Source organism: Komagataeibacter rhaeticus (assembly GCF_011611525.1).
GTDB classification, from domain to species: domain Bacteria; phylum Pseudomonadota; class Alphaproteobacteria; order Acetobacterales; family Acetobacteraceae; genus Komagataeibacter; species Komagataeibacter rhaeticus.
This window is the reverse complement of record NZ_CP050139.1, coordinates 1291398-1311255: the sequence shown is the minus strand read 5'-3', so window position 1 is coordinate 1311255 and position 19858 is coordinate 1291398. Positions and strand designations below refer to the sequence as shown.

Annotated in this window: 17 protein-coding genes; 4 read left to right on the top strand and 13 right to left on the bottom strand. The window is 63.3% G+C overall.

All coding sequences use genetic code 11. From position 1 onward, the window contains the following. Positions 1 to 469: 469 nt before the first annotated feature. From istB to GWK63_RS05970, 7 genes are all read right to left on the bottom strand, one after another. Positions 470 to 1249: an IS21-like element helper ATPase IstB gene (gene istB, locus GWK63_RS06005; protein ID WP_003630803.1), complete on the bottom strand. Its 780-nt coding sequence runs from the start codon at positions 1247 to 1249 to the stop codon at positions 470 to 472. Continuing rightward, entirely contained in the window at positions 1239 to 2762 is a 1524-nt protein-coding gene (gene istA / locus GWK63_RS06000; protein ID WP_035366403.1) for an IS21 family transposase, read from the bottom strand. Before istA ends, istB begins: the two co-directional genes overlap by 11 nt. A 209-nt stretch (positions 2763 to 2971) precedes the next feature. Further along, positions 2972 to 4465, bottom strand: coding sequence for an MFS transporter (locus GWK63_RS05990; protein ID WP_007398071.1), 1494 nt, complete (start codon positions 4463 to 4465; stop codon positions 2972 to 2974). Beyond that, positions 4462 to 5901, bottom strand: a complete 1440-nt coding sequence (locus GWK63_RS05985; protein ID WP_039998809.1) for an FAD/NAD(P)-binding protein — start codon at positions 5899 to 5901, stop codon at positions 4462 to 4464. The genes GWK63_RS05990 and GWK63_RS05985 overlap by 4 nt, the downstream gene beginning before the upstream one ends. A gap of 14 nt (positions 5902 to 5915) precedes the next feature. Beyond that, complete coding sequence (gene ssuD, locus GWK63_RS05980) at positions 5916 to 7079, bottom strand: FMNH2-dependent alkanesulfonate monooxygenase (RefSeq protein ID WP_007398069.1); 1164 nt, start codon at positions 7077 to 7079, stop codon at positions 5916 to 5918. Between the two features lie 2 nt (positions 7080 to 7081). Then, positions 7082 to 8512 (bottom strand): LLM class flavin-dependent oxidoreductase, encoded by a 1431-nt coding sequence (locus tag GWK63_RS05975; protein WP_007398068.1) that lies wholly within the window; start codon positions 8510 to 8512, stop codon positions 7082 to 7084. Then, positions 8509 to 9786, bottom strand: coding sequence for an acyl-CoA dehydrogenase family protein (locus GWK63_RS05970; protein WP_007398067.1), 1278 nt, complete (start codon positions 9784 to 9786; stop codon positions 8509 to 8511). Before GWK63_RS05970 ends, GWK63_RS05975 begins: the two co-directional genes overlap by 4 nt. An 800-nt stretch (positions 9787 to 10586) precedes the next feature. On the opposite strand from GWK63_RS05970, the gene GWK63_RS05965 reads away from it, so the two are divergent. Genes GWK63_RS05965 through GWK63_RS05955 form a run of 3 tightly spaced genes read left to right on the top strand, consistent with a single transcriptional unit; the run spans position 10587 to position 12609 of the window. Next, on the top strand, positions 10587 to 10871 hold the full coding sequence (locus tag GWK63_RS05965; protein ID WP_099963244.1) for a hypothetical protein: 285 nt from the start codon (positions 10587 to 10589) through the stop codon (positions 10869 to 10871). Continuing rightward, positions 10871 to 12355, top strand: a complete 1485-nt coding sequence (locus GWK63_RS05960) for a PepSY-associated TM helix domain-containing protein (RefSeq protein ID WP_007398062.1) — start codon at positions 10871 to 10873, stop codon at positions 12353 to 12355. The genes GWK63_RS05965 and GWK63_RS05960 overlap by 1 nt, the downstream gene beginning before the upstream one ends. Then, complete coding sequence (locus GWK63_RS05955) at positions 12352 to 12609, top strand: hypothetical protein (RefSeq protein ID WP_007398061.1); 258 nt, start codon at positions 12352 to 12354, stop codon at positions 12607 to 12609. The genes GWK63_RS05960 and GWK63_RS05955 overlap by 4 nt, the downstream gene beginning before the upstream one ends. A gap of 36 nt (positions 12610 to 12645) precedes the next feature. Here GWK63_RS05955 and GWK63_RS05950 read toward each other — a convergent pair whose 3' ends face one another. The 4 genes from GWK63_RS05950 to GWK63_RS05935 form a co-directional block, all read right to left on the bottom strand. After that, positions 12646 to 13029, bottom strand: a complete 384-nt coding sequence (locus tag GWK63_RS05950) for a hypothetical protein (RefSeq protein WP_051672061.1) — start codon at positions 13027 to 13029, stop codon at positions 12646 to 12648. Between the two features lie 167 nt (positions 13030 to 13196). Further along, the gene (locus GWK63_RS05945) at positions 13197 to 14204 is read right to left on the bottom strand and encodes an FAD binding domain-containing protein (RefSeq protein WP_007398058.1); all 1008 of its coding nucleotides are present in this window, start codon (positions 14202 to 14204) and stop codon (positions 13197 to 13199) included. Beyond that, positions 14201 to 14698, bottom strand: coding sequence for a (2Fe-2S)-binding protein (locus tag GWK63_RS05940; RefSeq protein ID WP_007398057.1), 498 nt, complete (start codon positions 14696 to 14698; stop codon positions 14201 to 14203). Before GWK63_RS05940 ends, GWK63_RS05945 begins: the two co-directional genes overlap by 4 nt. A 184-nt stretch (positions 14699 to 14882) precedes the next feature. Next, positions 14883 to 16235, bottom strand: coding sequence for an LTA synthase family protein (locus GWK63_RS05935; protein WP_223846658.1), 1353 nt, complete (start codon positions 16233 to 16235; stop codon positions 14883 to 14885). A 336-nt stretch (positions 16236 to 16571) separates the two neighbouring features. Here GWK63_RS05935 and tmpT point away from each other — a divergent pair, with 336 nt between their 5' ends. Continuing rightward, positions 16572 to 17213, top strand: coding sequence for a thiopurine S-methyltransferase (tmpT, locus tag GWK63_RS05930; RefSeq protein WP_007398053.1), 642 nt, complete (start codon positions 16572 to 16574; stop codon positions 17211 to 17213). A 21-nt stretch (positions 17214 to 17234) separates the two neighbouring features. On the opposite strand, the gene GWK63_RS05925 is transcribed toward tmpT, so the two are convergent. Continuing rightward, entirely contained in the window at positions 17235 to 18035 is an 801-nt protein-coding gene (locus GWK63_RS05925) for an alpha/beta fold hydrolase (protein WP_007398052.1), read from the bottom strand. Positions 18036 to 18124: 89 nt separating this feature from the next. Further along, complete coding sequence (locus GWK63_RS05920) at positions 18125 to 19489, bottom strand: amino acid permease (protein WP_039998806.1); 1365 nt, start codon at positions 19487 to 19489, stop codon at positions 18125 to 18127. Between the last annotated feature and the right edge of the window lie 369 nt (positions 19490 to 19858).

Genomic DNA, 19858 nt, shown 5'->3' with positions numbered 1-19858 from the left:
GTATGACGCCACGACATGAGGCGCTGGAGCCGGATCATACATGCCGGGCGGGGACGGTCAACATATTATCTTTATGATAAGTGTTATTTTTTATATAACATTTTTTATGTTGTTATGCCCGCAGGATGCCGCCCGTCAATTGCCAGTCCGAAAATTATATATTTATATACAATATGTTAATTAAATTTCCGGGCCAGACCGGGCCGCTCTTCACCTGTTTTATCTGAAAGCGCCCATCCTACAGGGGCTTCCCGTCATTCAGGGGCGCAAGGACGCTGGCGCCGGTTAAATCCTTTATTTTTTGTTATATATTTTTATAACATTTTTATTCGCATAATTTAAGGATATGCGCTAGGTTAATCACGTTACATAACAGGGTGAAATGTTGATTTTCACTGAGAACTGACCCGGGTTTTTCATCAGGAATTGACCCAGCCAGATGCTATTTCAGGCATAGTCGGGCGGGCGGTCAAGAAGAGGATTTATCCTTCCTGTTTTTTGACGCGGCGGTGCTGGCGCGGAACCTGTAGCTGTCATTTCCTGTCTCGAGGATATGACAGTGATGGGTCAGCCGATCGAGGAGCGCCGTCGTCATCTTCGGGTCACCAAAGACGTCTCCCCATTCACTGAAGCTCAGATTGGTTGTGATGATGACACTGGTGCGCTCATAGAGGCGGCTGAGCAGATGGAACAGCAGGGCGCCCCCAGACGCGCTGAAGGGGAGATAACCGAGTTCATCAAGGATCACGAGATCCAGGCGGAGCAGCCTGTCGGCAATCTGCCCGGCCCGATTGGCAGTCTTCTCCTGTTCAAGAGCATTGACCAGGTCGACCGTTGACCAGAAGCGCGCCTTCTTGCGGTGATGGGTAATCGCCTGGATGGCCAGGGCGGTCGCCAGGTGGGTTTTCCCGGTTCCCGGGCCGCCGATCAGCACGACATTTTCGGCACGCTCGATGAAGTCCCCGCCATGAAGCTGGCGGACCATGGGCTCGTTGACCTGGGTGTCGGCAAAGGAGAACCCAGACAGGTCCTTGTAGGCGGGGAACCGGGCTGTCTTTGTCTGGTAGGCGATGGAGCGCACTTCGCGTTCGGCCAGTTCCGCCTTCAGAAGCTGCGAGAGAATGGGGATGGCCGCCCCGAAGGCGGGCGCGCCCTGCTCAATGAGGTCAGCCGTGGCCTGGGCCATGCCATACATCCGCAGTCCACGGAGCATGACGACAAGTGAGGCGGCGGCAGGATCATGACGCATGGCGACTGTCCCCACGCAGGATGTCATAGCGCCCTGTATCGGCGCACGGTTCGTGTTCGAGCACCAGGGCCTGTGGAGCATCAAGCCGGAGAACCACGGTTCTTTTGGCATCAATCAGGCGATGCAGCGTATTGAGAACATGGGTCTTGGTCGCCACGCCATCTTCAAGAGCCAGTTCAACCGCGCAGAGGACGGCCTGCTCATCATGCTGCAGCACCAGGGCCAGGATTTCAGCCATTTCCCGGTCGCCTCCAGGCCGCCTGAGCAGTTGATCCTGCAGGGTCCGGAAGGCGGCTGGCAATTCGGTAAACGGTGCGCCATTGCGCAGGGCGCCCGGTTTGCGCTGGATGACCGCCAGATAATGCCGCCAGTCATAAACCGTGCGGCCTGGCACACCATGCGAACGCGTGATGATCCGGTCATGCACGCACAGAACCTGCCCTTCGGCGATAATGCGCAGCTTGTCAGGATAAACCCGCAGGCTGACCGGACGATTGGCAAAGGAGGCCGGCACGCTGTAGCGGTTGCCTTCGAACTGGATCAGGCAGGTTGGTGAGACGCGCTTGGTCTGTTCGACAAACCCGTCAAAGGGACGCCCCGGCACCATGAGGTGGGGACGTTCGCTTGCATGGACCTCGGAGACGCTACACGGCAATCCAGCATGCCGCAGCCGTTCCCAACGGTCCAGGCAGCGGGCTTCCAGCCAGGCATTCAGCGCCCCCAGATCGGGAAAGGCGGGCAAATCCTGCCAGATCTGGCGCCGGGCATCCTGCACGGTCTTCTCGATCTGCCCTTTCTCCCATCCGGCTGCCGGATTGCAGAAGGTCGGCTCGAACAGGTAATGGCTGGCCAGGGCCATGAAGCGCAGGTTGACCTGACGCGCCTTGCCCGACCCAATCCGGTCCACGGCCGTCTTCATGTTATCAAAAATACCCCGCCGCGGCACGCCACCGAGCACGCGGAAGGCCTCGGTAAGCGCATCAAAAAGCATCTCGTGGGTCTGTAGGGGATAGGCCCTGAGTATGAAGGCCCGGCTGAAGGACAGTTTGGTGTGGGCAACCTGCAGCTTGACGCGACGGTCGGCAATCACCGCCCAGTCCTCGCCCCAGTCAAACTGGAAGGCTTCCCCGGGCTGGAAGCACAGGGGCACGAAAACACCCCGGCCCGTTGTCTGGCGTGCCTGGTGCTGTTCGTGTTTCCACTGCCGGATGAAAGCAGCCACCCGTCCGTAGGATCCATCATAACCCAGTGCCACAAGGTCTTCATACAACCGTCGCGCCGTGCGCCGGTTCTTGCGGGATCGGGCGGCTTCCAGAACCAGCCATCCCCTCAATTTGTCAGCAAACGGGTCCAGTCGGCTGGGACGTTCGGGAACCTGGAACCGCGGTTCAATGCTCTCTGCCCGGAGATATTTCCGGATCGTATTGCGTGACAGTCCCGTCCGGCGTTCGATCTCGCGGATCGGAAGATGATCCCGGCGATGCCACCGGCGGATCACACTCAGAAGCTCCATGTCAATCACTCCAAAAACCCCCCAGCAAATGATGCCGGGGAGTGTGAAGGCATGGGTCAAATCTCGATGAAAATTTCCGCCCTACCCGGGTCAGTTCTCAGTGAAAATCAACACAGTGCCGCCATGCCGTTGCGGAACGTCTCGACAGAGACCGACGTCTCGTCCACCAGCCTGTAACCGGACGGTGCAATCATGTTGTTCATTATTGATCAGTTCCCGATATCAGAGGAAAACAGCAGTTCCGGGTCCGCCGGAACGGTGTCGTGCTGCGTGGCCCGGACGGGTTGCCGCAGGGCGGGGTCCATGTCCGGGTCGTAGCCGAACACGTCCCAGCGCGAGAGGCAGGTGATCACCACGCCTGCCAGCGGCGCCAGCAGTACCAGCCAGAACAGGGCCGGCCCCATCTGCGCGTTCATCCACGGAAAGGACAGCAGCACCAGCGTCCCCCCGATGCCCGACACCAGTCGCGCAACCCCTATGCCCATGCCGCGCAGTTCGGTGGGATAGCTCAGCGTGGGATAGACCATAAGCTGGCACCCCGGCCCGAACCCCTGCGCGAACAGGAAGGCGGCAAACCCGGCCAGTGCCGCGACAACGCCCACCGTGCCATGCGGCACGCCGGTCACGGCCAGCAGCCCCACCCCTGCGACCTGCATGATGTAACCCGCCAGGATGATGGGCCGCGAGCGCACGCTGCGCGCAAGCCTGACCCCCAGCAGCCCGCCCGGAAAGGCCACGGCAAGGTTGAGCAGGATGGAAATCACCACCACCTGCACCGCACTGGCATGCATGATGGAAACCAGCAGGGTGGGCAGGCCGAAGATGATGATGTTGTAGGACATGGCGCTGATCAGCGTCATGCTGCACACCAGCAGCCCGCGCCCCAGCAGCGGCTTTCGTACCAGCCGCCACGGGTCCGCCTGCACCACAACCGGCGCCCGGCCCCGCGCGGGCTGGACAATCGGGTCAACCCCGTAGGAGCGGCGCAGGATATCCGCCGCCCGCGTCAGGTCACCCCGGCGGGCGATCCATACGGGGGATTCACTCATGTAACGCCCACGCACCAGAATGATGGCCAGCGCCGGAACCGCGCCAAACGCCAGCGAGGCCCGCCACAGCCAGTCCGGATGGGTGGCCGGCAGCACATGCGACAGCACGAACACGATGACAAAGCAGGCGGATGACGCGGCATACCATGTCGGGCACCATGCCGCCGCATGCGCCGCCTTGCTGCCACGTCCCTCCAGCCGCGAGAATTCCGACAGGAAGGCCATGGCCACCGGCAGGTCCATGCCCACGCCAAAACCCATGGCGAAGCGGGCGGCAATCAGGATACCGGCGGTGGGCGCCAGCCCCGCCACCAGGGCCGCGATGACAAAGCACACCATGTCGGCCATGAAGACGGCATAGCGGCCAATACGGTCCGTCAGCCACCCGCCTGCCAGGCTGCCCGCGATGGTCCCGGCATTCAGCGCCGCCGCCACCAGACCCGTCTGGAACGCGGACAGACCGAAATGGGCCTGCACATCCGTAATGCCCCATGACAGGGTGGTCAGGTCATACGCATCCAGAAACACACCCCCCAGCGCAAGCGCCACGACCATGCGCGCATGGCTTCCCGCTGCGGGACCGGCGTTGACAAGGGCGGAAATGTCATCCGCGTCGCGCACGACGGGACGCGCGGTAGAAAACTGTGCTGTCATGTCGTTGCCCGTTCCTGATAAGGGTAAGAAACACCGGCGCGCGCAGCCGCAAGCGTGCTGATGATTACGGCCAGTTTCTCGGCGTAATGCGTGACTTCGGGCAGGCCCATCAGTTCGCCAAAACGACCGCGTGCAAGCGGGCCTGCCACAAACAGGCTGCCTTCATGCCGCCCGCCTACGCAGGCGCGGCCCAGCGCATCCACATGCAGGCCAAGCCCCGTGGCATCCACCTCCACCAGCCCTGCGGCCGCAAGCCCCCCGATATAGGGCTGCATGTGCATGATCGCGCCATGCGCGGGGCCGGTAGTGGTAATGATGGCATCATAGCAGGCTTCCCACGCGGGCGAACTGCCATGGCGCAGGGTAAGGGCAAACTGCCCGTGCCGCACCCGTGCCGCCACCACGCGGGCGGCACGAACATCCAGCGTGCCCGCGCGTTCACGCGCACGCAGCACTTCATCAGCCTGGGGGGCGATGCGGAAGCGGTGCGTATCCCAGAACGGTCGCAGGTGCCGGATCAGCCGCCTGCGTTCCGGCACCGAAAGGGCTGCCCAGATATCGGGGGCCTGCGTGCGGATGCGGTCAAATACGGCCTGCCATGGCTGGCCTGCGTGCCGGGCCAGTTCATGGCGTATGCGTTGCAGCAGATGGCGGGCCGTGCGTGCAGGCGGCGAGATGAAATCCCCCACCGGCTTCACCGCCCCTGTCGCATGCCCGTGCGAACGTTGCCCACGCCGTGAAATGGCCGTGACCCGGCCCGTATGCCCGCGCGCGGTCAGGCTGACGATCGCATCGGCCATGCTCAGCCCCGACCCCACAACCAGTACGCTGTCGGTACGGCGGATATCATCCAGCGCACCGGCCTGCCACGGGTTGGTCACGAGTATGGGGTGCTGGCCGGGATGCAGGTCCAGCGCACGCAGCACGCCCGGCGGTTGCGGGGCGGGATGGCTGGTGGCAATGACCACGATATCGGCTGGCAGGGAAACACCCGTCGCATCGGTCACGATCCAGCCGCCATCGGGCACCCTGTGCACCCCCGTCACCCTGCGGCGCAGATGCGTCAGCACACCCGCATGCAAAAGCGGGGCCAGCCGGTCGGCCACGTACCGGCCAAACACGGCACGGGCGGGGAAAACATCGCCATCCGGCCGGGTGGCCGCCGGATCATCGGCCAGCGCGCCGGTCCCGCGTATCCAGTTGATGAAGTCATCGGGCTGGCTGGTATCGATGCTCATGCGGGTGGCTGGCACATTCACCCGGTGCTGCGGATCGCCAGCGCCATAGGCCAGCCCCGCCCCAAGGAAGGGACGCGGCTCGAACACCGTCATGCGTTTCGGGCCACCGCCATCACGCGCCAGATGCCATGCCAGCGCCGCACCGCTGAACCCGCCGCCAATAATGGCGATATGGGGGATGTGAGGGGAAGATGACATGGCGCGCCCCACACTCACGCAGCCCGGGTGGGACGGTGGTCACCGGCGATCGTCTCGCCAAACGGCCCCATGTTGTTCAGGTTTGACCGGCCACGCACGGGATGGGCGGTGGGCAGGTTGGGCAGGACCAGTTCACCGAACTGATAGGCTTCCTCCAGATGCGGATAGCCCGAGAAGATGAAGCTATCGATGCCAAGGCGGCGGTATTCATCAATCCGTTCGGCCACCGTATCGGGGTCACCCACCAGCGCCGTGCCTGCGCCACCGCGCACCAGGCCCACGCCCGCCCACAGGTTGGGACTGATTTCCAGCCTGTCGCGCTGGCCACCATGCAGCGCGCTCATGCGCGACTGGCCCACGGAATCCATGCGGGCGAAGACCGTCTGGGCCCTGGCGATGGTGGCATCATCCAGATGGCTGATCAGGCGGTCGGCCACATGCCAGGCTTCCTCCGCCGTTTCGCGCACGATTACATGCAGGCGGATGCCGAATGATACCTCCCGCCCCTGTGCATGGGCCAGCTTGCGCACATGGCTGATCTTTTCGGCCACCTGCGCGGGCGGCTCGCCCCATGTCAGGTATTTGTCGATTGATTTGGCAGCAACATGCGCCGCTGCTTCCGATGAACCGCCAAAGTAAAGCGGTGGCCCGTTTTCCTGAAAGGACGGGAACAGCAGGCGGCCATCCTTTATGGTGAAGTGCTTCCCTTCAAAACTGACATCCTCGCCACGCAGGAGCGCGCGATAGATATCAAGGAATTCATCGGTGATTTCGTAACGCGTCGCATGGTCGGCAAACAGGCCATCGCCCGCGTTTTCCGCCGGGTCGCCCCCCGTTACGATATTGATCAGCAGCCGCCCGTTTGAAAAACGGTCCAGCGTTGCCGTCATGCGCGCGGCAAGGGTTGGGGAAAGCAGGCCCGGCCGCACAGCAATCAGGTAGCGCAGCCGTTCGGTTACGGGGGCCAGGGCGGAGGCCACCACCCAGCTGTCCTCGCAACTGCGGCCGGTCGGGATCAGGACACCGTAATAGCCCAGCGCGTCGGCTGCCCTTGCCACCTGCTGCAGGTAGGGCAGGTCAACCGGGCGCCCGCCCTTCTGCGTGCCCAGGTAGCGGCTGTCGCCATGGGTGGGCAGGAACCACAGCACATTGATCTTGTCGGGAATTGCGTAGGACATGCTCATGACGCCTTGGAAAATGTTTCAGATGGAAAAAGCGGGGACGCCGGGGCGTGCAGGGCGGCGGGATCACGGTAGCGGCTACCGAAATGCTGTTCGGGCAGGCGCGCGCGGCCTGCGCCAAACAGGCGTTCACGCAGGGTCTCGCCCGGCGTGTAGGCCGTACGGTAGCGCCCGCGCCGCTGGAGTTCGGGGACGACCAGATTGATGAAATCCCGCGCGGTCTCGAATGTGTGGTACTGGCGCAGGTTGATGCCATCTATGCCGTCGATGTCCAGCCAGCGCTCGATTTCATCGGCAATCCGGTCCGGCGTGCCGACAGCGAAGAAGCGCCCCTCGTCAAACGATGCGATCTGGCGCAGCGCGCTGCCCACCGTCTGTTCGGGATGGAAACGCCGGCCCATATTGCCAAATGGCACGCCCTCGCGTTTCAGGATGTCACCGATGCGGGCATCGGCAGGGTAGCGGCGCAGGTCAATTTCCGCCTGAGCATGCACCAGCGCGCCTTCCACGCTGTAATACCGGCGGTATGTCTCCAGCTTCTTTTCCGCCAGAGACTGCGTGGTATCGGCAATGATCCCGGCCATGACGATAAAACGGATGTCATCGCCATTACGGCCATGGGCACGGGCGCGTTCGCGCGTGCGGGCAATATTGGCGCGCACCGCTTCGGTCGTCTGGCCGCCGATGAACACGACCTCCGCATGGCGGGCGGCGAATTCCAGCCCGTCGGGTGATCCCGTCGCCTGGAACAGCACCGGCGTGCGCTGCTGGCCAGGCGAGACCAGATGCGGACCCGCCACACGGAAGTGCCGGCCCGCGTGATTGATGGGCCTGACCGCATCGGGATTGGCATAAAGGCCCGCCCGCGCGTCATTCACGACCGCATCGTCATCCCAGCTGCCTTCCCACAGCTTGTACAGCACATCGAGATACTCATCGGCGATGGCGTAGCGCTGCGTGTGGGGGATCTCGTCATCCAGCCCGAAATTGCGCGCGGCACTGCGCAGATAGGATGTGACGATGTTCCACCCCACGCGCCCGCCGGTCAGCAGGTCGAGCGTGGCCATGCGCCGGGCAAAGGCGAAGGGTGGCTCGTAAGTGGTGGAAAAGGTCACGCCGAACCCCAGGTTTTCCGTCACCGCCGCCATGGCGGGCACGACCATCAGCGGGTCCAGATTGGGGATCTGCAGCCCCTCGCGCAGGGCGGCGGCGGTGCCATCGCCAAAACGGTCATAGGTGCCGACGACATCAGCCAGGAAGACCGCGTCGAACAGTCCTTCCTCAGCCAGTTTCGCCACTTCAAGCCAGTAGGACATCTCCCCGAAGCGATGCCGGTTATTGCCGGGCGCACGCCACATGCCGTGCACGATATGGCTGACGCAGGCCATCTCGAACAGGTTGACGTGCAACTGTCTGGCGCGCGCGCTCATGCCACGCGCTCCGGATGCTGCCGCGCGGGGTCGGCCTGCGGGGCGGCATCGGTGGTGCGCGCGCGCCACTGGGCGCCAAAGGCCGTGCCGTTGAGCACAAGGTCACCCAGTTCACGCTGCCGCTGGACCAGCGGGTTGTGCGAGGCCAGCGTGCGCGCATTGCGCCAGTGCCGGTCCAGCCTGCGGGTGGCGCTGGTGGCCGATGCGCCACCGACTTCAAACAGCAGGTTTGCCGCTTCCAGCACCTGGGGCGCCACGATCTGCTGGGCCTGATAGGCCTGTACCTGCGCCAGGTCGAAGGCAGGGCCGCTTTCCTGCCCCGCCGCCCATGCCGGGAATACGTTCTCCAGCCCGGCGGCCACCTTTTCCACCAGCGTATCAGCCGAGAAGGACAGTGCTGACAGGCGCCCCACCACACCCTGCACCAGCGGGTCATGGCGCTGGGCCACCTGCCCCGGAATGCCAAAGGTGCGCGTGCGCGGGCGCACGAAGGCTGTGGCATCGCCCACAATGGCCCGCCCGATACCGGCAAGCGTGGCCAGATGGAAAAGCTGGTAATAGGTGGTGAAATATTCGTTGGTGGGAAAATCGGCCAGTGGGGTGCGCCCCAGGATGTTCCCTTCCGGCACGGCCACGTTTTCAAAAATGGTGGTGCCGCTGCCGGTCAGGCGCTGGCCAAAACCGTCCCAGTCATCGACACGGGTCACGCCGGGGGCCGTGGCGGGCACGGCAAGCTGGATACGGTCCACCCCGTCAGTCGCTACCGCCACGATCCATGAGGCATAGAGTGTGCCGGTTGAATAATACTTGGTGCCATCCAGTCTCCACCCCTCCCGTCCCGGCCCGGGCGTGAGCGTTGTCGCGGTGCCGGTGCTGTCCGTCAGTTCCGCCATGGCAGCCCCGAACAGGGCACCCTGCGCCACCCGTTCCAGCCAGCGCGCGGCCTGCGGGCTGTCGCCTTCATGCAGCCTGCCTTCGACAAAGGCGAAATGGGCGCGGAAGATCTGCGGCAGGTTTGAATCCGCCTCCGCCAGTTCCGCCAGCAGGGCAAAGGTCTCGGTCAGGGTGGCACCCGTGCCGCCATGCCGCACGGGCACACGCAGGGCACCAAACCCCGCATCAAGCAGCCAGCGCACCGCGTCATGGGCCAGGACACGATCCTGCTCGCGCGTGACCGCGCCTTTGGCAATCCGCGCGAAAATGGGGCGCAGCGCCTGTGCCGCCAGCTCAGTCCGGGGGGAAAAACCGCGTGTGGGATGGACCCGATCTGTCATGACAACCTCATCATATGGAGGATATTACTATTTTTAGTGAGTGTTTAACTGATCCAACATTAACAACCGATTCATGTGAGTCAATTATATAATTTACGTTTAATGTGATTAATAAAAAAATAAATGCGATATTATGCTGTAATTTATCGTAAATTATGGTTCTTTCCGGCAGGTCTAAAGTTTAACTTACTGTTTTTAAATTATTTTATTTAAGATTAAATACCGTTTTAAATTGTGTTTTGTTTTTCTCATGACAGCCATCCGCTGCCGCATCCATGACGGAAGTGGCAATCCATCGCACCCTGCCATCTGATGGTGCGGGCAGGGCCTGCCCCTTTCCCGATTGCGGTTATATTTTCCGGAACAGGGCTGCGGCGGGCTCCGTGCCGTTCGACCGGTTTTCCGGCGGCATGTTTTACGTTTTTTATTAGTGAATAAACCTGCCAGCATGAGTCCGGTGCCGCGCAGGTCTGAAAGACGGGACATCCGTCGCATGCAGGGCCCGGATGCCCGGCAGGCCATGGAAGCCGTCCGCGCGCAGGCTGAACGGCCTTTTGGGGGATGCTGACAAGAAGTCACATCCCAAAATGCCTTTATGACGCGCCGATATTTCCGGGCAGGTTTTCAGGCCCACGCGCGGGGCCTGTGCCGGCGGGAAGGCGCGGGCGCGGGGGAAACAGACGCCCGGCCATAAAATGCCTGTCAGGCCCTTCGCAGCGGGACCTGTTCTGTGGCATAGACAAAAAATGCAAATGCGTCGCATTTATATATCAAAGCGTAACAGAATTCCGGCAACGGCCATGGATGCGCGCCGTCGCCCTGCCATGCCGGCGTGGAACAGGCCGGGCAGTCTCGTACTGGCCTGCCTGCTGTCCTACGGCGTTGCGCATCTGGTGGTCATGGACATTGTCCGGCTGCCCGGCCCAGCCAGCGGGGAGGCCACCGCGCTGGGCCAGATCATGGCGCTTGCCCTCCTGCCGGTACTCATTGTGCTGGGCTTTGGTGCCCATGCGCGCCATGTCGGGCTGTTTGTTGTGGGGGGGTGCGGTCTTGCCGCGGCCCTTGTCGGGGCTGTGCTGTCCTGATGCGTGAGACGCTGCGCACCCGCATGGGCTGGCTGCATGCCTGGACCGGTTTTGTGGGGGGGCTGGTCATGGTATGCGTATTCGTGACCGGCAGCCTGTCGGTGTTCGATACGGAAATCACCCGCTGGATGCAGCCCGAAGTGCGGGTGGCGCCCGGCACGCCCCTGACGCCCGCCGCGCTGGATGTGGCGGCCCGGATGATCCATGAAGGGGAAACCCACGGCATACCGGCTTTTCTGGCGCTGCCATCGCCCCGTTCCCCCACGCTGAAAGTCCTGCATTATGACGGGCGTGAATTCACGGGTCCCCAGCTTGACCCGCAAACGGGCGTGATCATACCGGCACGGCAGACGGCGGGGGGAGAGTTTTTCTTCCGCTTTCATTATACCCTGTGCATGCAGGGGCCTGCGGGTATCCTTGCCGTAGACATTCCGGCAATCGGCCTGCTTGTTGCAATCGGCTCGGGCCTTGTCATTCACATCCGGGCACTGCTGCCCGACATCGTGCTGCTGCGCCTGTCGGCCACGCGCCTGCGGGCATGGCTGGATGCGCATCTGCTGACGGGCGTGCTGTTCCTGCCCTTCATGGTCATGATCACCTATACGGGCGTGCTGGTGCATGTGGACAGGCTGCTGCCCGCCATTCCCGTGACCAGCCTGTGGTCGCAGGGCAGGCCGGTATCCCGGTCCACGGCCATCCGTCCGCCGCATGTGGCGCCGTCCCCCGTGTTCCAGCCCCTGCCCCCGCTTGCCCCCCTGCTGGCGGCCGCGCGTGCGCCGCTTGGCGGTCGTGAAGCGGGCTTCATCCTTTTTTCTCCCGATCACCTGAGCATCTTCGCCAGTGACGCATCAGGCCCCTTCCTGACGCGTGACCATGCCGATTTCCACCTGCCTGATGGCGCACTGCTGGCCACGGCCGCCACCAGCGGTTCCATCGCCCGCTCCGTGCAACTGCTGCATGGACTGCATTACGCCCGCTTTGCCGCAACGGGACTGCGCTGGCTGTATCTTGTGTCCGGGCTGTGCGCCACGGCGGTCATTGCCAGCGGGCTGGTCCTGTTTGGCATGAAACGGCGCCGTGACCGGGGGCATACGGTGGCCTTCCGCATCGGGGAAGGACTGACCATGACCACCCTGGTCGGGCTGCCCGCCAGCCTGTGCGCCCTGCTATGGGCCAGCCGCCTGCTGCCCGCAACGCTGCCGGGACGCGACGGAACTGAAATAACGGTATTTTTTACCGTATGGGGCCTGTGCGCCCTGCATGCGCTCACCTGTGCCGTAACCGGGCGTGGCCTGCGGGCGTGGCGCACGCAGCTGGCCATGTCCGCGGTGCTGGCGGGCGGGCTGCTGCCCCTTGACGGACTGACGGCCCCCGCGGCACTACATGCCGCGCCCGCCATCCATGCGGCGGTGGATGGCATGGGGCTGGGTGCCGCCAGCCTTGCCCTTTATGTCCTGTCGCACCTGCGGGACAGGGCGGCATGACCTTTCCTGTCGCCCTTGCCGCCTGTCTTGCCGCCTTTCTGTGCCATGCCCTGCTGCATGGCCGTCGCTACAGGCTACCCGCCCCCCCGCCGGGCCTGCGCCCGGTGGCGTATCTGCTACGGATGGCGGCCCCGCTGGGCGCGCTGGCCGGGGCCGTGGCCAGCCATGGCGTGACGGGCGCACTGCTATGGTTCGCGGCCGCATCCCTTGCCGGGCTTGGGGCGGGGCTGCTGCTGGCCACACGACAGTACTGAACGCCCGTCGCCCCCTTCATCCGGCCCGCAGGCCTTTTACCAGCCACCCCAGCCCCATCCCCCGACATACCCCCCATACGGATAGCCATAATAGCCGGGATAACCGTAGACAGGATAATCGTAGGGATAGGGTGGCGGACCATACCAGCCGGGTCCACGGTCCCAGCCGCCCCCCCAGCCACCACGGCCGCGATCCCAGCCGCCACCGCCACGCGGGCCGCCGCCACGCGGTCCACCAAAACCCGGACCACCATGGCCACCACCTGGCCCACCAAAGCCGGCACCACCCCCATGCCCGCCCCCACCGGGGCCACCGCCACCGGGGCCGTGCTGCGCGTAAGCATCAGCCGGTACCATGACCGGTGCCGCAGCCAGTGCCATGGCAACAAAAGCCACAGTCCATGCTTTCGTGTATTTCATTGTGGTACTCCTTCACCCTTAACCTGCTACACGGACACGACGAAACAGTGGCGGAATGTCACATTACTGTATCAGTATCACATTGATCCTGAAGCGCAGCCATGAAGAACCTGCATGTCATGCTTATGGAAAGATGGCAGGCGCCCCGCCATGGGCATGGCGCATGCTCAGGGCATGCCAGCGCATGGCTGGCATGGCGGACTGCCCGTAACAGCCTGCCACAGGGCACGCTGGATGACCCGGGGGGCCAGGGCCAGCCTGTCGGCATTGCCCTGATCATGCACGGCACCATGCAGCAGGAGCCGTGCCACATCATGGAACAGGGTGGCCGAGGGGGACCGGCCACGCAGCATGTCCTCCACCGCCGGGACATACCATGGCCGTGTTGCAACGCCCCCCAGCGCGACCCGTCCATGGCGGATGACGCCGCCCTCCATTTCCAGCCCGACCGCCACCGATATGATGGCAAAGGCACAGGTGCGGGATTCACGGATCTTGAGATAGGTATAATGGCTGCCAAACGAGACCGGCGGCAGGTCTATGCCCACCACCAGTTCATTCCTGCGCAGGACGTTCTCGACCCACGGCGTGCGACCGGGCAGGCAGTGGTAATCCCGGATGCGGACCTGCCGCGCGCCACCTGGCCCGAACAGGTTGACCCGGGCATCCAGCGCGGCCAGCGCCACGCACATATCGGATGGAAAGGCCGCCATGCAGTCCGGGCTGGTGCCCAGCAGGGCATGCACGCGGTTGCGTGCCCCGATTGCGGCACAGCCCGCGCCCGGTTCACGCTTGTTGCAGACGGTGCCGATATCATAAAAATAATGGCAGCGCGTACGCTGGTTGATGTTGCCCCCGTTGGTCGCCATGTTGCGGACCTGCGGGCTGCCCCCTGCCAGGATGGCAGCCGCCAGCAACGGATAGCGCGCCCGCACCAGCGGATGGGCCGCCGTGCGGGCATTGGTGGCCAGGGCCCCCAGTCCCACCCCCCCATCCGGCAGCGGCCTGATGTCCCCCAATGGCAGGGCCTTGATGTTGATGACATATTCCGGCTGCTCGACATCCGCCTTCATCAGGTCGATCAGGTTGGTGCCGCCCGCCAGATAGCGACTGCATGGTGGCGCCTGCACCACCGCGCCCAGCGTGACTGGCCGGCTGTATGCAAACGCCCTCATGCAACACCTTCATGTCTGGAGCGGCTCATGGATACCGGTTCCTCACGCGCCTGGCCGCCGCAAAGGCATGGACTGGCGTGTATGAAAGCCTCGATCTCCGCAGGGCTGGGGGGCTGTCCGTCCGTGGCCTGCGCAAGCAGGCACAGGAGGCGCGCGGGCAGGCATGCGCTGCACACCTGCGGCCCCGCCGCCGTGAGCAGGCGCTGCCGGATATGATGAAGAAGGCCCGATCCAGGGGGAAAAAATGCCTCGGCTGTCACCACTTCAGCATCGGGAACCGAAATGGCCAGAACAAGGCAGCTCTGGACAGGCACACCATCAAGCAGCACGGTACAGGCACCGCAATGCCCATGATCGCAGCCCTGTGTGACAGATGTCAGGCCAAGGCATTCACGCAGCAGGTCAAGCAGGATGACGGTGGGTGGCACGTCCTTACGGAAAAGCGCGCCATTCACCTTCAGACTACAGGTACAGGCATTGCGCGTGGCGTTCATGCTACCTCGCTTGTGGAAAGGCCGGGTACAACAGGGGCATTTCCTTCAAAGCCCGATGGCCCCGAGGGTTTCCCCCAAAATGCCTCACCTGTTCTTGAAGCCGGGCGGCCATCCGTTCAGGATGGCCCCTTACGGCCTGCCGGCTGGGCGTTTGTTCCTGACCCTGCCGGTGCCCGTTCCTTCTTTATGCGGGTTTTACGGCGTATTCCAGAATCAGGGCATGCAGCCCGGCAGGCGACAGCGAAACGGTTTTCCCGGTGCTGTGATGGCTGTCCTTTCCTGGCCCCAGGGACACGGCGACATAAGGCACGTCACGTTCGGCCACCGGGCTGAAAACCCCCGTGATGGAAGGCCGGTGGTCACCGAAAAAGACCAGCAGGATATTCCTGTCCATGCCCGACAGGGCCTGCATGAGGTCAGCCAGCATGCGGTCACTGTTACCCAGATGGCGCAGATAATTCGCAAGTCCCAGCGCCGGCTGTGAACTGGCGGCCCATGGCCCGTGGTTTTCCATGGTCACGGCATAGACCAGCACAGGCTCGCGTGCCGCACGGACAAGAGCCCCGATACTGTCGCCCAGCGCCATGTCACTTATATAAGGCATGTCGGTGCTGGCCGTGTGGGCATAGGCTTCGGGTCCGATCATCCGCTCAAACCCGCATGCGGGCATAAGCTGGTTGCGGTTGTAGAAACGTATGTCATGCGGATGCATGAAGACACCATGATACCCCGCTGCCTTCAGGCGGTTGGGCAGGGCATAGGAACTTTCCTGCGCGGCAGTCAGGAACGGGTCAAAGGCGCGAAAGCCCAGTTCGGCCTCCGTGCGGCCATACAGCACACCATATTCGGAACGCATGGTATAGGCGCCAAACCCGCTGACCTGCAGTTCCCCCTGCTGGCATGCCCACTGGCGGGCCCGGGCAAGGCCGGGCATGGCGACAGGCCCGACCGATGCCGGCAGGGGCAGACGGGCGGGGTCGGCAAATGACTCGCACTGTATGACCACCACCGCGTCATACGCCGCCCGCCCCGGCAGGGGCGGGACGGGCGGCGGTGTCCTGCTGGCCTTCCACTGCTTCCAGTACAGGAAGGTAATGCCCGGCAGGCCAAAGCGCTGCAGGTCCTGTGCCAGATCGGCGGCAGGCACCCATTTCGCTGCGGGCAGGCCACGAATGCCCAGCATGGCCATAACCGCCATGAACAGCCCGGCAAGATGGGGCACAGGTTCCGGCACCACGAAGAAAAAGGCGCCAACCACAAGGAACAGCATGAAAACGACAACAAAGATACGCGCATACCATGGTATGGAAAACAGGTAGAATTTGGGATGCTGCAAAAAACTGCGGGCGACGAAAAGATCGCTGAACAGCAGCGGTTCCCCCAGTATGCCATATTTTATATTGGATACGGATACGAATACGACTTCAGACAGGACCGCCACCAGCAGCGAGACCACGATATTGCCGGTCAGCGCCAGCAGCAGGCCAACCGTGAACAGCGCACAGAGCATGTCGATATAGACCCGCCGCGGGGACATGGCCTTTCTGCCATCCCGTGTCCTGATTCCTACGGTCTCGATCAGGGGCGCGACAACGCAGATACAGGCCACAGACAGAAAAAACATCATGTACATCAACAAAAAACCCTGACCGGCATCACATGTGTTCCCCGGCTGCATGAAAGGGACCATGCCGTGCGGGACAGCCACCGTTGAACAAGCCATCCCTCATGCCACAGCGGCGGCAGGGTTTCCACCCGCCGCACATCCGCCATGGCGCACCGGGCGACAGCATGGACAAAGAATGCTACGAAAGGATGGAGCCGCCAGACGCCAGCGCGCGCCACTGGAAACCACAGTCATGAAACCGGACGGATGGACAAGACTTTCTGGCATGCCAAATGGCAGCGCAACGAAATCGGCTTTCACGAGCCACAGCCCAATGCCCTGCTCATCCGCCATTTTCCCGCCCTCCACCTGTCCCGGGGCGCACGGGTCTTCGTGCCGCTATGCGGAAAAAGCCTTGATATCCACTGGCTGCTGGCACAGGGGTATCAGGTGGTGGGATGTGAACTCAGCCCGCTTGCCGTCAGGCAGCTCTTTGCCGAACTGGGCCTGACACCACATGTTTCCACCTGCGGCCGCGTGACCCGTTACATGACGGGGGAGCTGTGTGTATTCGCCGGTGATATATTCGACCTGACACCGGATATGATGGGCCGGGTTGACGGGGTATATGACCGTGCGGCCCTGATCGCCCTGCCCCCGGCACTGCGCGATGCCTATGCAGCCCACCTGCCCGCCCTTACCCGTTCCGCCCCGCAACTGCTGGTCTGCCTGGATTATGACCAGTCCTGCCGCGCCGGGCCGCCATTCAGTGTGGATGCCGCTGAAGTCAGGCAGTATTACGCTGCGCTTTTCAACCCTGTCTGTCTTGCCACCGTTCCGGTTCCGGGCGGCCTGAAGGGCATATGCCCGGCACGGGAAGTGGTCTGGCACCTGATCCCCATCCGCTGACACCGTGGCGGCAGGGCGTGCCTAGCGCGTCCCGCCGTGGTCGGCGCTGGCAAAGGCCTGTATCAGGGCAAGGAAGGCTGCCGGGTCCTGTACATGCACCCAGTGCCCCGCATCCCTGATGACATCCAGCCGGTAATGGGGAAAAAGCTGCCGCATGACCGGATAATTGGCAGGCTGGATGTAACGTGAGTGCCCGCCCGCGATGAACAGCGTGGGACCCTCATAATGCACGCCCGGCGCAATGGCAGGCCAGCCGATGATGGCGGGCATGGATGCGGCAATCTGCTGTAGCCCGATGCGCCAGCGCGGATTTTCACCCAGTTCGAGATTCATCAGCATGAGATCACGCACCGGCCTGTCCGCAATGACCTGCCCCAGCCATGCCTCCGCCCCGGCGCGGTCAAGATAGGCTGGCAGTGGCAGGGCTTCCAGATCGTGGGCAAGCTGGCGGGACTGGGCAAATCCGCCCTCCCCTGGCGCGATATCGGCAACGACCAGGCAACGGACATCCCGCGGATGCTCCAGCGCCAGCATCATCGCGGTCTTGCCCCCCATGGAATGGCCGATCACCATGGCGGGAAGGGCGGCATGCGCCACAAGGGTTTCATGCACGTCCATGGCCATGGTCGGGTAATCCATCATGCCATGGGGGCTCTTGCCATGGTTGCGCAGATCCAGCGCAAGGGTGCGGCGGGTCCCGGCCATGCGGCGCTGGAAAAAGCCGAAATTGCGCGCCTGCCCGAACAGACCATGCAAAAAGACAACGGGGGGCCGGGACAGGTCGCCATTGTCGGGGCCAAGTTCGATCGTGTTGAGCAGCATGGGCGGGAAGGCTCCATTTTTATAATGTTGCGGCCAACCTTAAAGGGACCATGCCCGCCATGCCTTTCATATATCCGTGGGCATGGCCGTCAGCCCCGCCGGAACAGCCACCGCCTTGCACCATAGGCCATAATAAAGAAAAACGATGTGCCCAGGCTGGCAACGGCAACCGGGCGCTGCGCGTGATCGAGCAGCATGGCGGCAAAAATGACCGCGACCCCGCCCAGCGTCATGAAATTGAGGGCCGGAAAGAACGGAATGCTGAAAAAAAGCCGCTGCTCATCCGGCGGCACGCGCCTGCGGATCACGACATAGGCCGTAACGATAAGCGAATAGACCAGCAGCATCACCCCGCCGCTGCAACTGAGCAGGAAGGCGAACACCGTACCGGGCGCCAGAATGGAGGAAAAGGCCACCAGCGCCCCCGCAACGGAATTGGCCATGATGGCATTGACCGGCGCCTTCTGGTCCGCCCTGCGCCGGAACAGGGCGGGGGCATCCCCATGGCCTGCAAGCTCCGCCATGACGCGGGAGGTGATGTACAGGCTGGAATTCATGCATGAGAGAATGGCCGTCAGCACCACGATCCGCATGGCGGGCGCCGCACCGGGAATGCCCATGACCTGCATCGCCTGCACGAACGGGGACTGCCCGGGCACCACATCCGACCATGGCACGATCATCACGATCAGCGCGACGGAAAGACTGTTGAACGCCACAAGGCGCAGCCCCAGCGTGCGCGTGACACGCCCGACATTCCTGGCCGGCTCGGCTGACTCCCCTGCCGCGACCGTGGCTATTTCCGAGCCGATCATGGCGAACAGGACCGTAGGCACGATGGATACCATCGCAGCCATGCCATGGGGGAACATGCCGCCCGCCCTGGCGGGATTCCACATGGCCGGCACGCCGGGCGCGAAGACATGGGCAAGGTACAGCACGCCCGCCGCGATGAAGAACAGGATGCTGGCAACCTTGATCAGCGAAAGCCAGAATTCGCATTCGCCAAATATATGCACCGCCGCCAGATTGACCAGTTCCAGCGCAACGATCAGCGCTGTCGCCAGCAGCCAGACAGGCAGGCCGATCCATTCGTGCAGGATGATCGCACCCGCTATCGCTTCGCTCCCCAATGCGACCAGCCAGAAAAACCAGTACAGCCACCCCGCCGTAAAAGCGGCCGCCGGGCCATGGGCTGCGCGGATATAGGCGATAAAAGAGCCTTTGCCGGGGTTGGCCACGACCATTTCCCCCAGCATGCGCATGATCAGCATGACCAGCAGGCCAACCCCGGCAAAGGCCAGCAGGGCGGCCGGACCCGCCGCCGCGATGACGGCACTGCTGCCCACGAACAGGCCGGCGCCGATGGCACCGCCAAAGGCGATCATGATGATATGGCGCTGCCTCAGGCTGGACACGGGCCGCGCCGAAGGCAGATTCCTGACTGGTGTCATACCGGGTATCGGTTCCTGAAATGGCAGAAGGGCAACCGGCGCCCCATGCTGGCCCGCCGGGGGCATGCCCGCCCCGTCATGCACCCTCCCCACGGGTCAGGCGGGACCGTGCGCGGGCGGGACATCACGGCCGGATCGGGACGCCCGGCCCCTGGCCGGACGGGCGGACGGTTCACCCCAGCCACACACCGCATCCGGGCGGGAACGCAGCCCCGCCGGTCAGAAATTGTTTCGGTTTCATTCCTCCCATAGGACAGGAAGCCATGCTGCCTGTAAAGGGGGACCATGCATGCGGGTAGGGTCTGCGCGAAAGCGGGGTGCCTGCACGCCCGTACCCGTGCCGCCACCCGGCCCCGTCCCCTCCACAAG

Bases quoted from the DNA above. Each gene is read 5' to 3' on its own strand.
- GWK63_RS05965 (WP_099963244.1), top strand. From the start codon at position 10,587: ATGGATGCGCGCCGTCGCCCTGCCATGCCGGCGTGGAACAGGCCGGGC.
- GWK63_RS05990 (WP_007398071.1), bottom strand. From the start codon at position 4,465: ATGACAGCACAGTTTTCTACCGCGCGTCCCGTCGTGCGCGACGCGGAT.
- GWK63_RS05985 (WP_039998809.1), bottom strand. From the start codon at position 5,901: ATGTCATCTTCCCCTCACATCCCCCATATCGCCATTATTGGCGGCGGG.
- GWK63_RS05945 (WP_007398058.1), bottom strand. From the start codon at position 14,204: ATGAGGGCGTTTGCATACAGCCGGCCAGTCACGCTGGGCGCGGTGGTG.
- GWK63_RS05940 (WP_007398057.1), bottom strand. From the start codon at position 14,698: ATGAACGCCACGCGCAATGCCTGTACCTGTAGTCTGAAGGTGAATGGC.
- GWK63_RS05975 (WP_007398068.1), bottom strand. From the start codon at position 8,512: ATGAGCGCGCGCGCCAGACAGTTGCACGTCAACCTGTTCGAGATGGCC.
- istB (WP_003630803.1), bottom strand. From the start codon at position 1,249: ATGCGTCATGATCCTGCCGCCGCCTCACTTGTCGTCATGCTCCGTGGA.
- GWK63_RS05950 (WP_051672061.1), bottom strand. From the start codon at position 13,029: ATGAAATACACGAAAGCATGGACTGTGGCTTTTGTTGCCATGGCACTG.
- GWK63_RS05925 (WP_007398052.1), bottom strand. From the start codon at position 18,035: ATGCTGCTCAACACGATCGAACTTGGCCCCGACAATGGCGACCTGTCC.
- istA (WP_035366403.1), bottom strand. From the start codon at position 2,762: ATGGAGCTTCTGAGTGTGATCCGCCGGTGGCATCGCCGGGATCATCTT.
- ssuD (WP_007398069.1), bottom strand. From the start codon at position 7,079: ATGTCCTACGCAATTCCCGACAAGATCAATGTGCTGTGGTTCCTGCCC.
- GWK63_RS05960 (WP_007398062.1), top strand. From the start codon at position 10,871: ATGCGTGAGACGCTGCGCACCCGCATGGGCTGGCTGCATGCCTGGACC.
- tmpT (WP_007398053.1), top strand. From the start codon at position 16,572: ATGGACAAGACTTTCTGGCATGCCAAATGGCAGCGCAACGAAATCGGC.
- GWK63_RS05955 (WP_007398061.1), top strand. From the start codon at position 12,352: ATGACCTTTCCTGTCGCCCTTGCCGCCTGTCTTGCCGCCTTTCTGTGC.
- GWK63_RS05920 (WP_039998806.1), bottom strand. From the start codon at position 19,489: ATGACACCAGTCAGGAATCTGCCTTCGGCGCGGCCCGTGTCCAGCCTG.
- GWK63_RS05970 (WP_007398067.1), bottom strand. From the start codon at position 9,786: ATGACAGATCGGGTCCATCCCACACGCGGTTTTTCCCCCCGGACTGAG.
- GWK63_RS05935 (WP_223846658.1), bottom strand. From the start codon at position 16,235: ATGTCCCCGCGGCGGGTCTATATCGACATGCTCTGTGCGCTGTTCACG.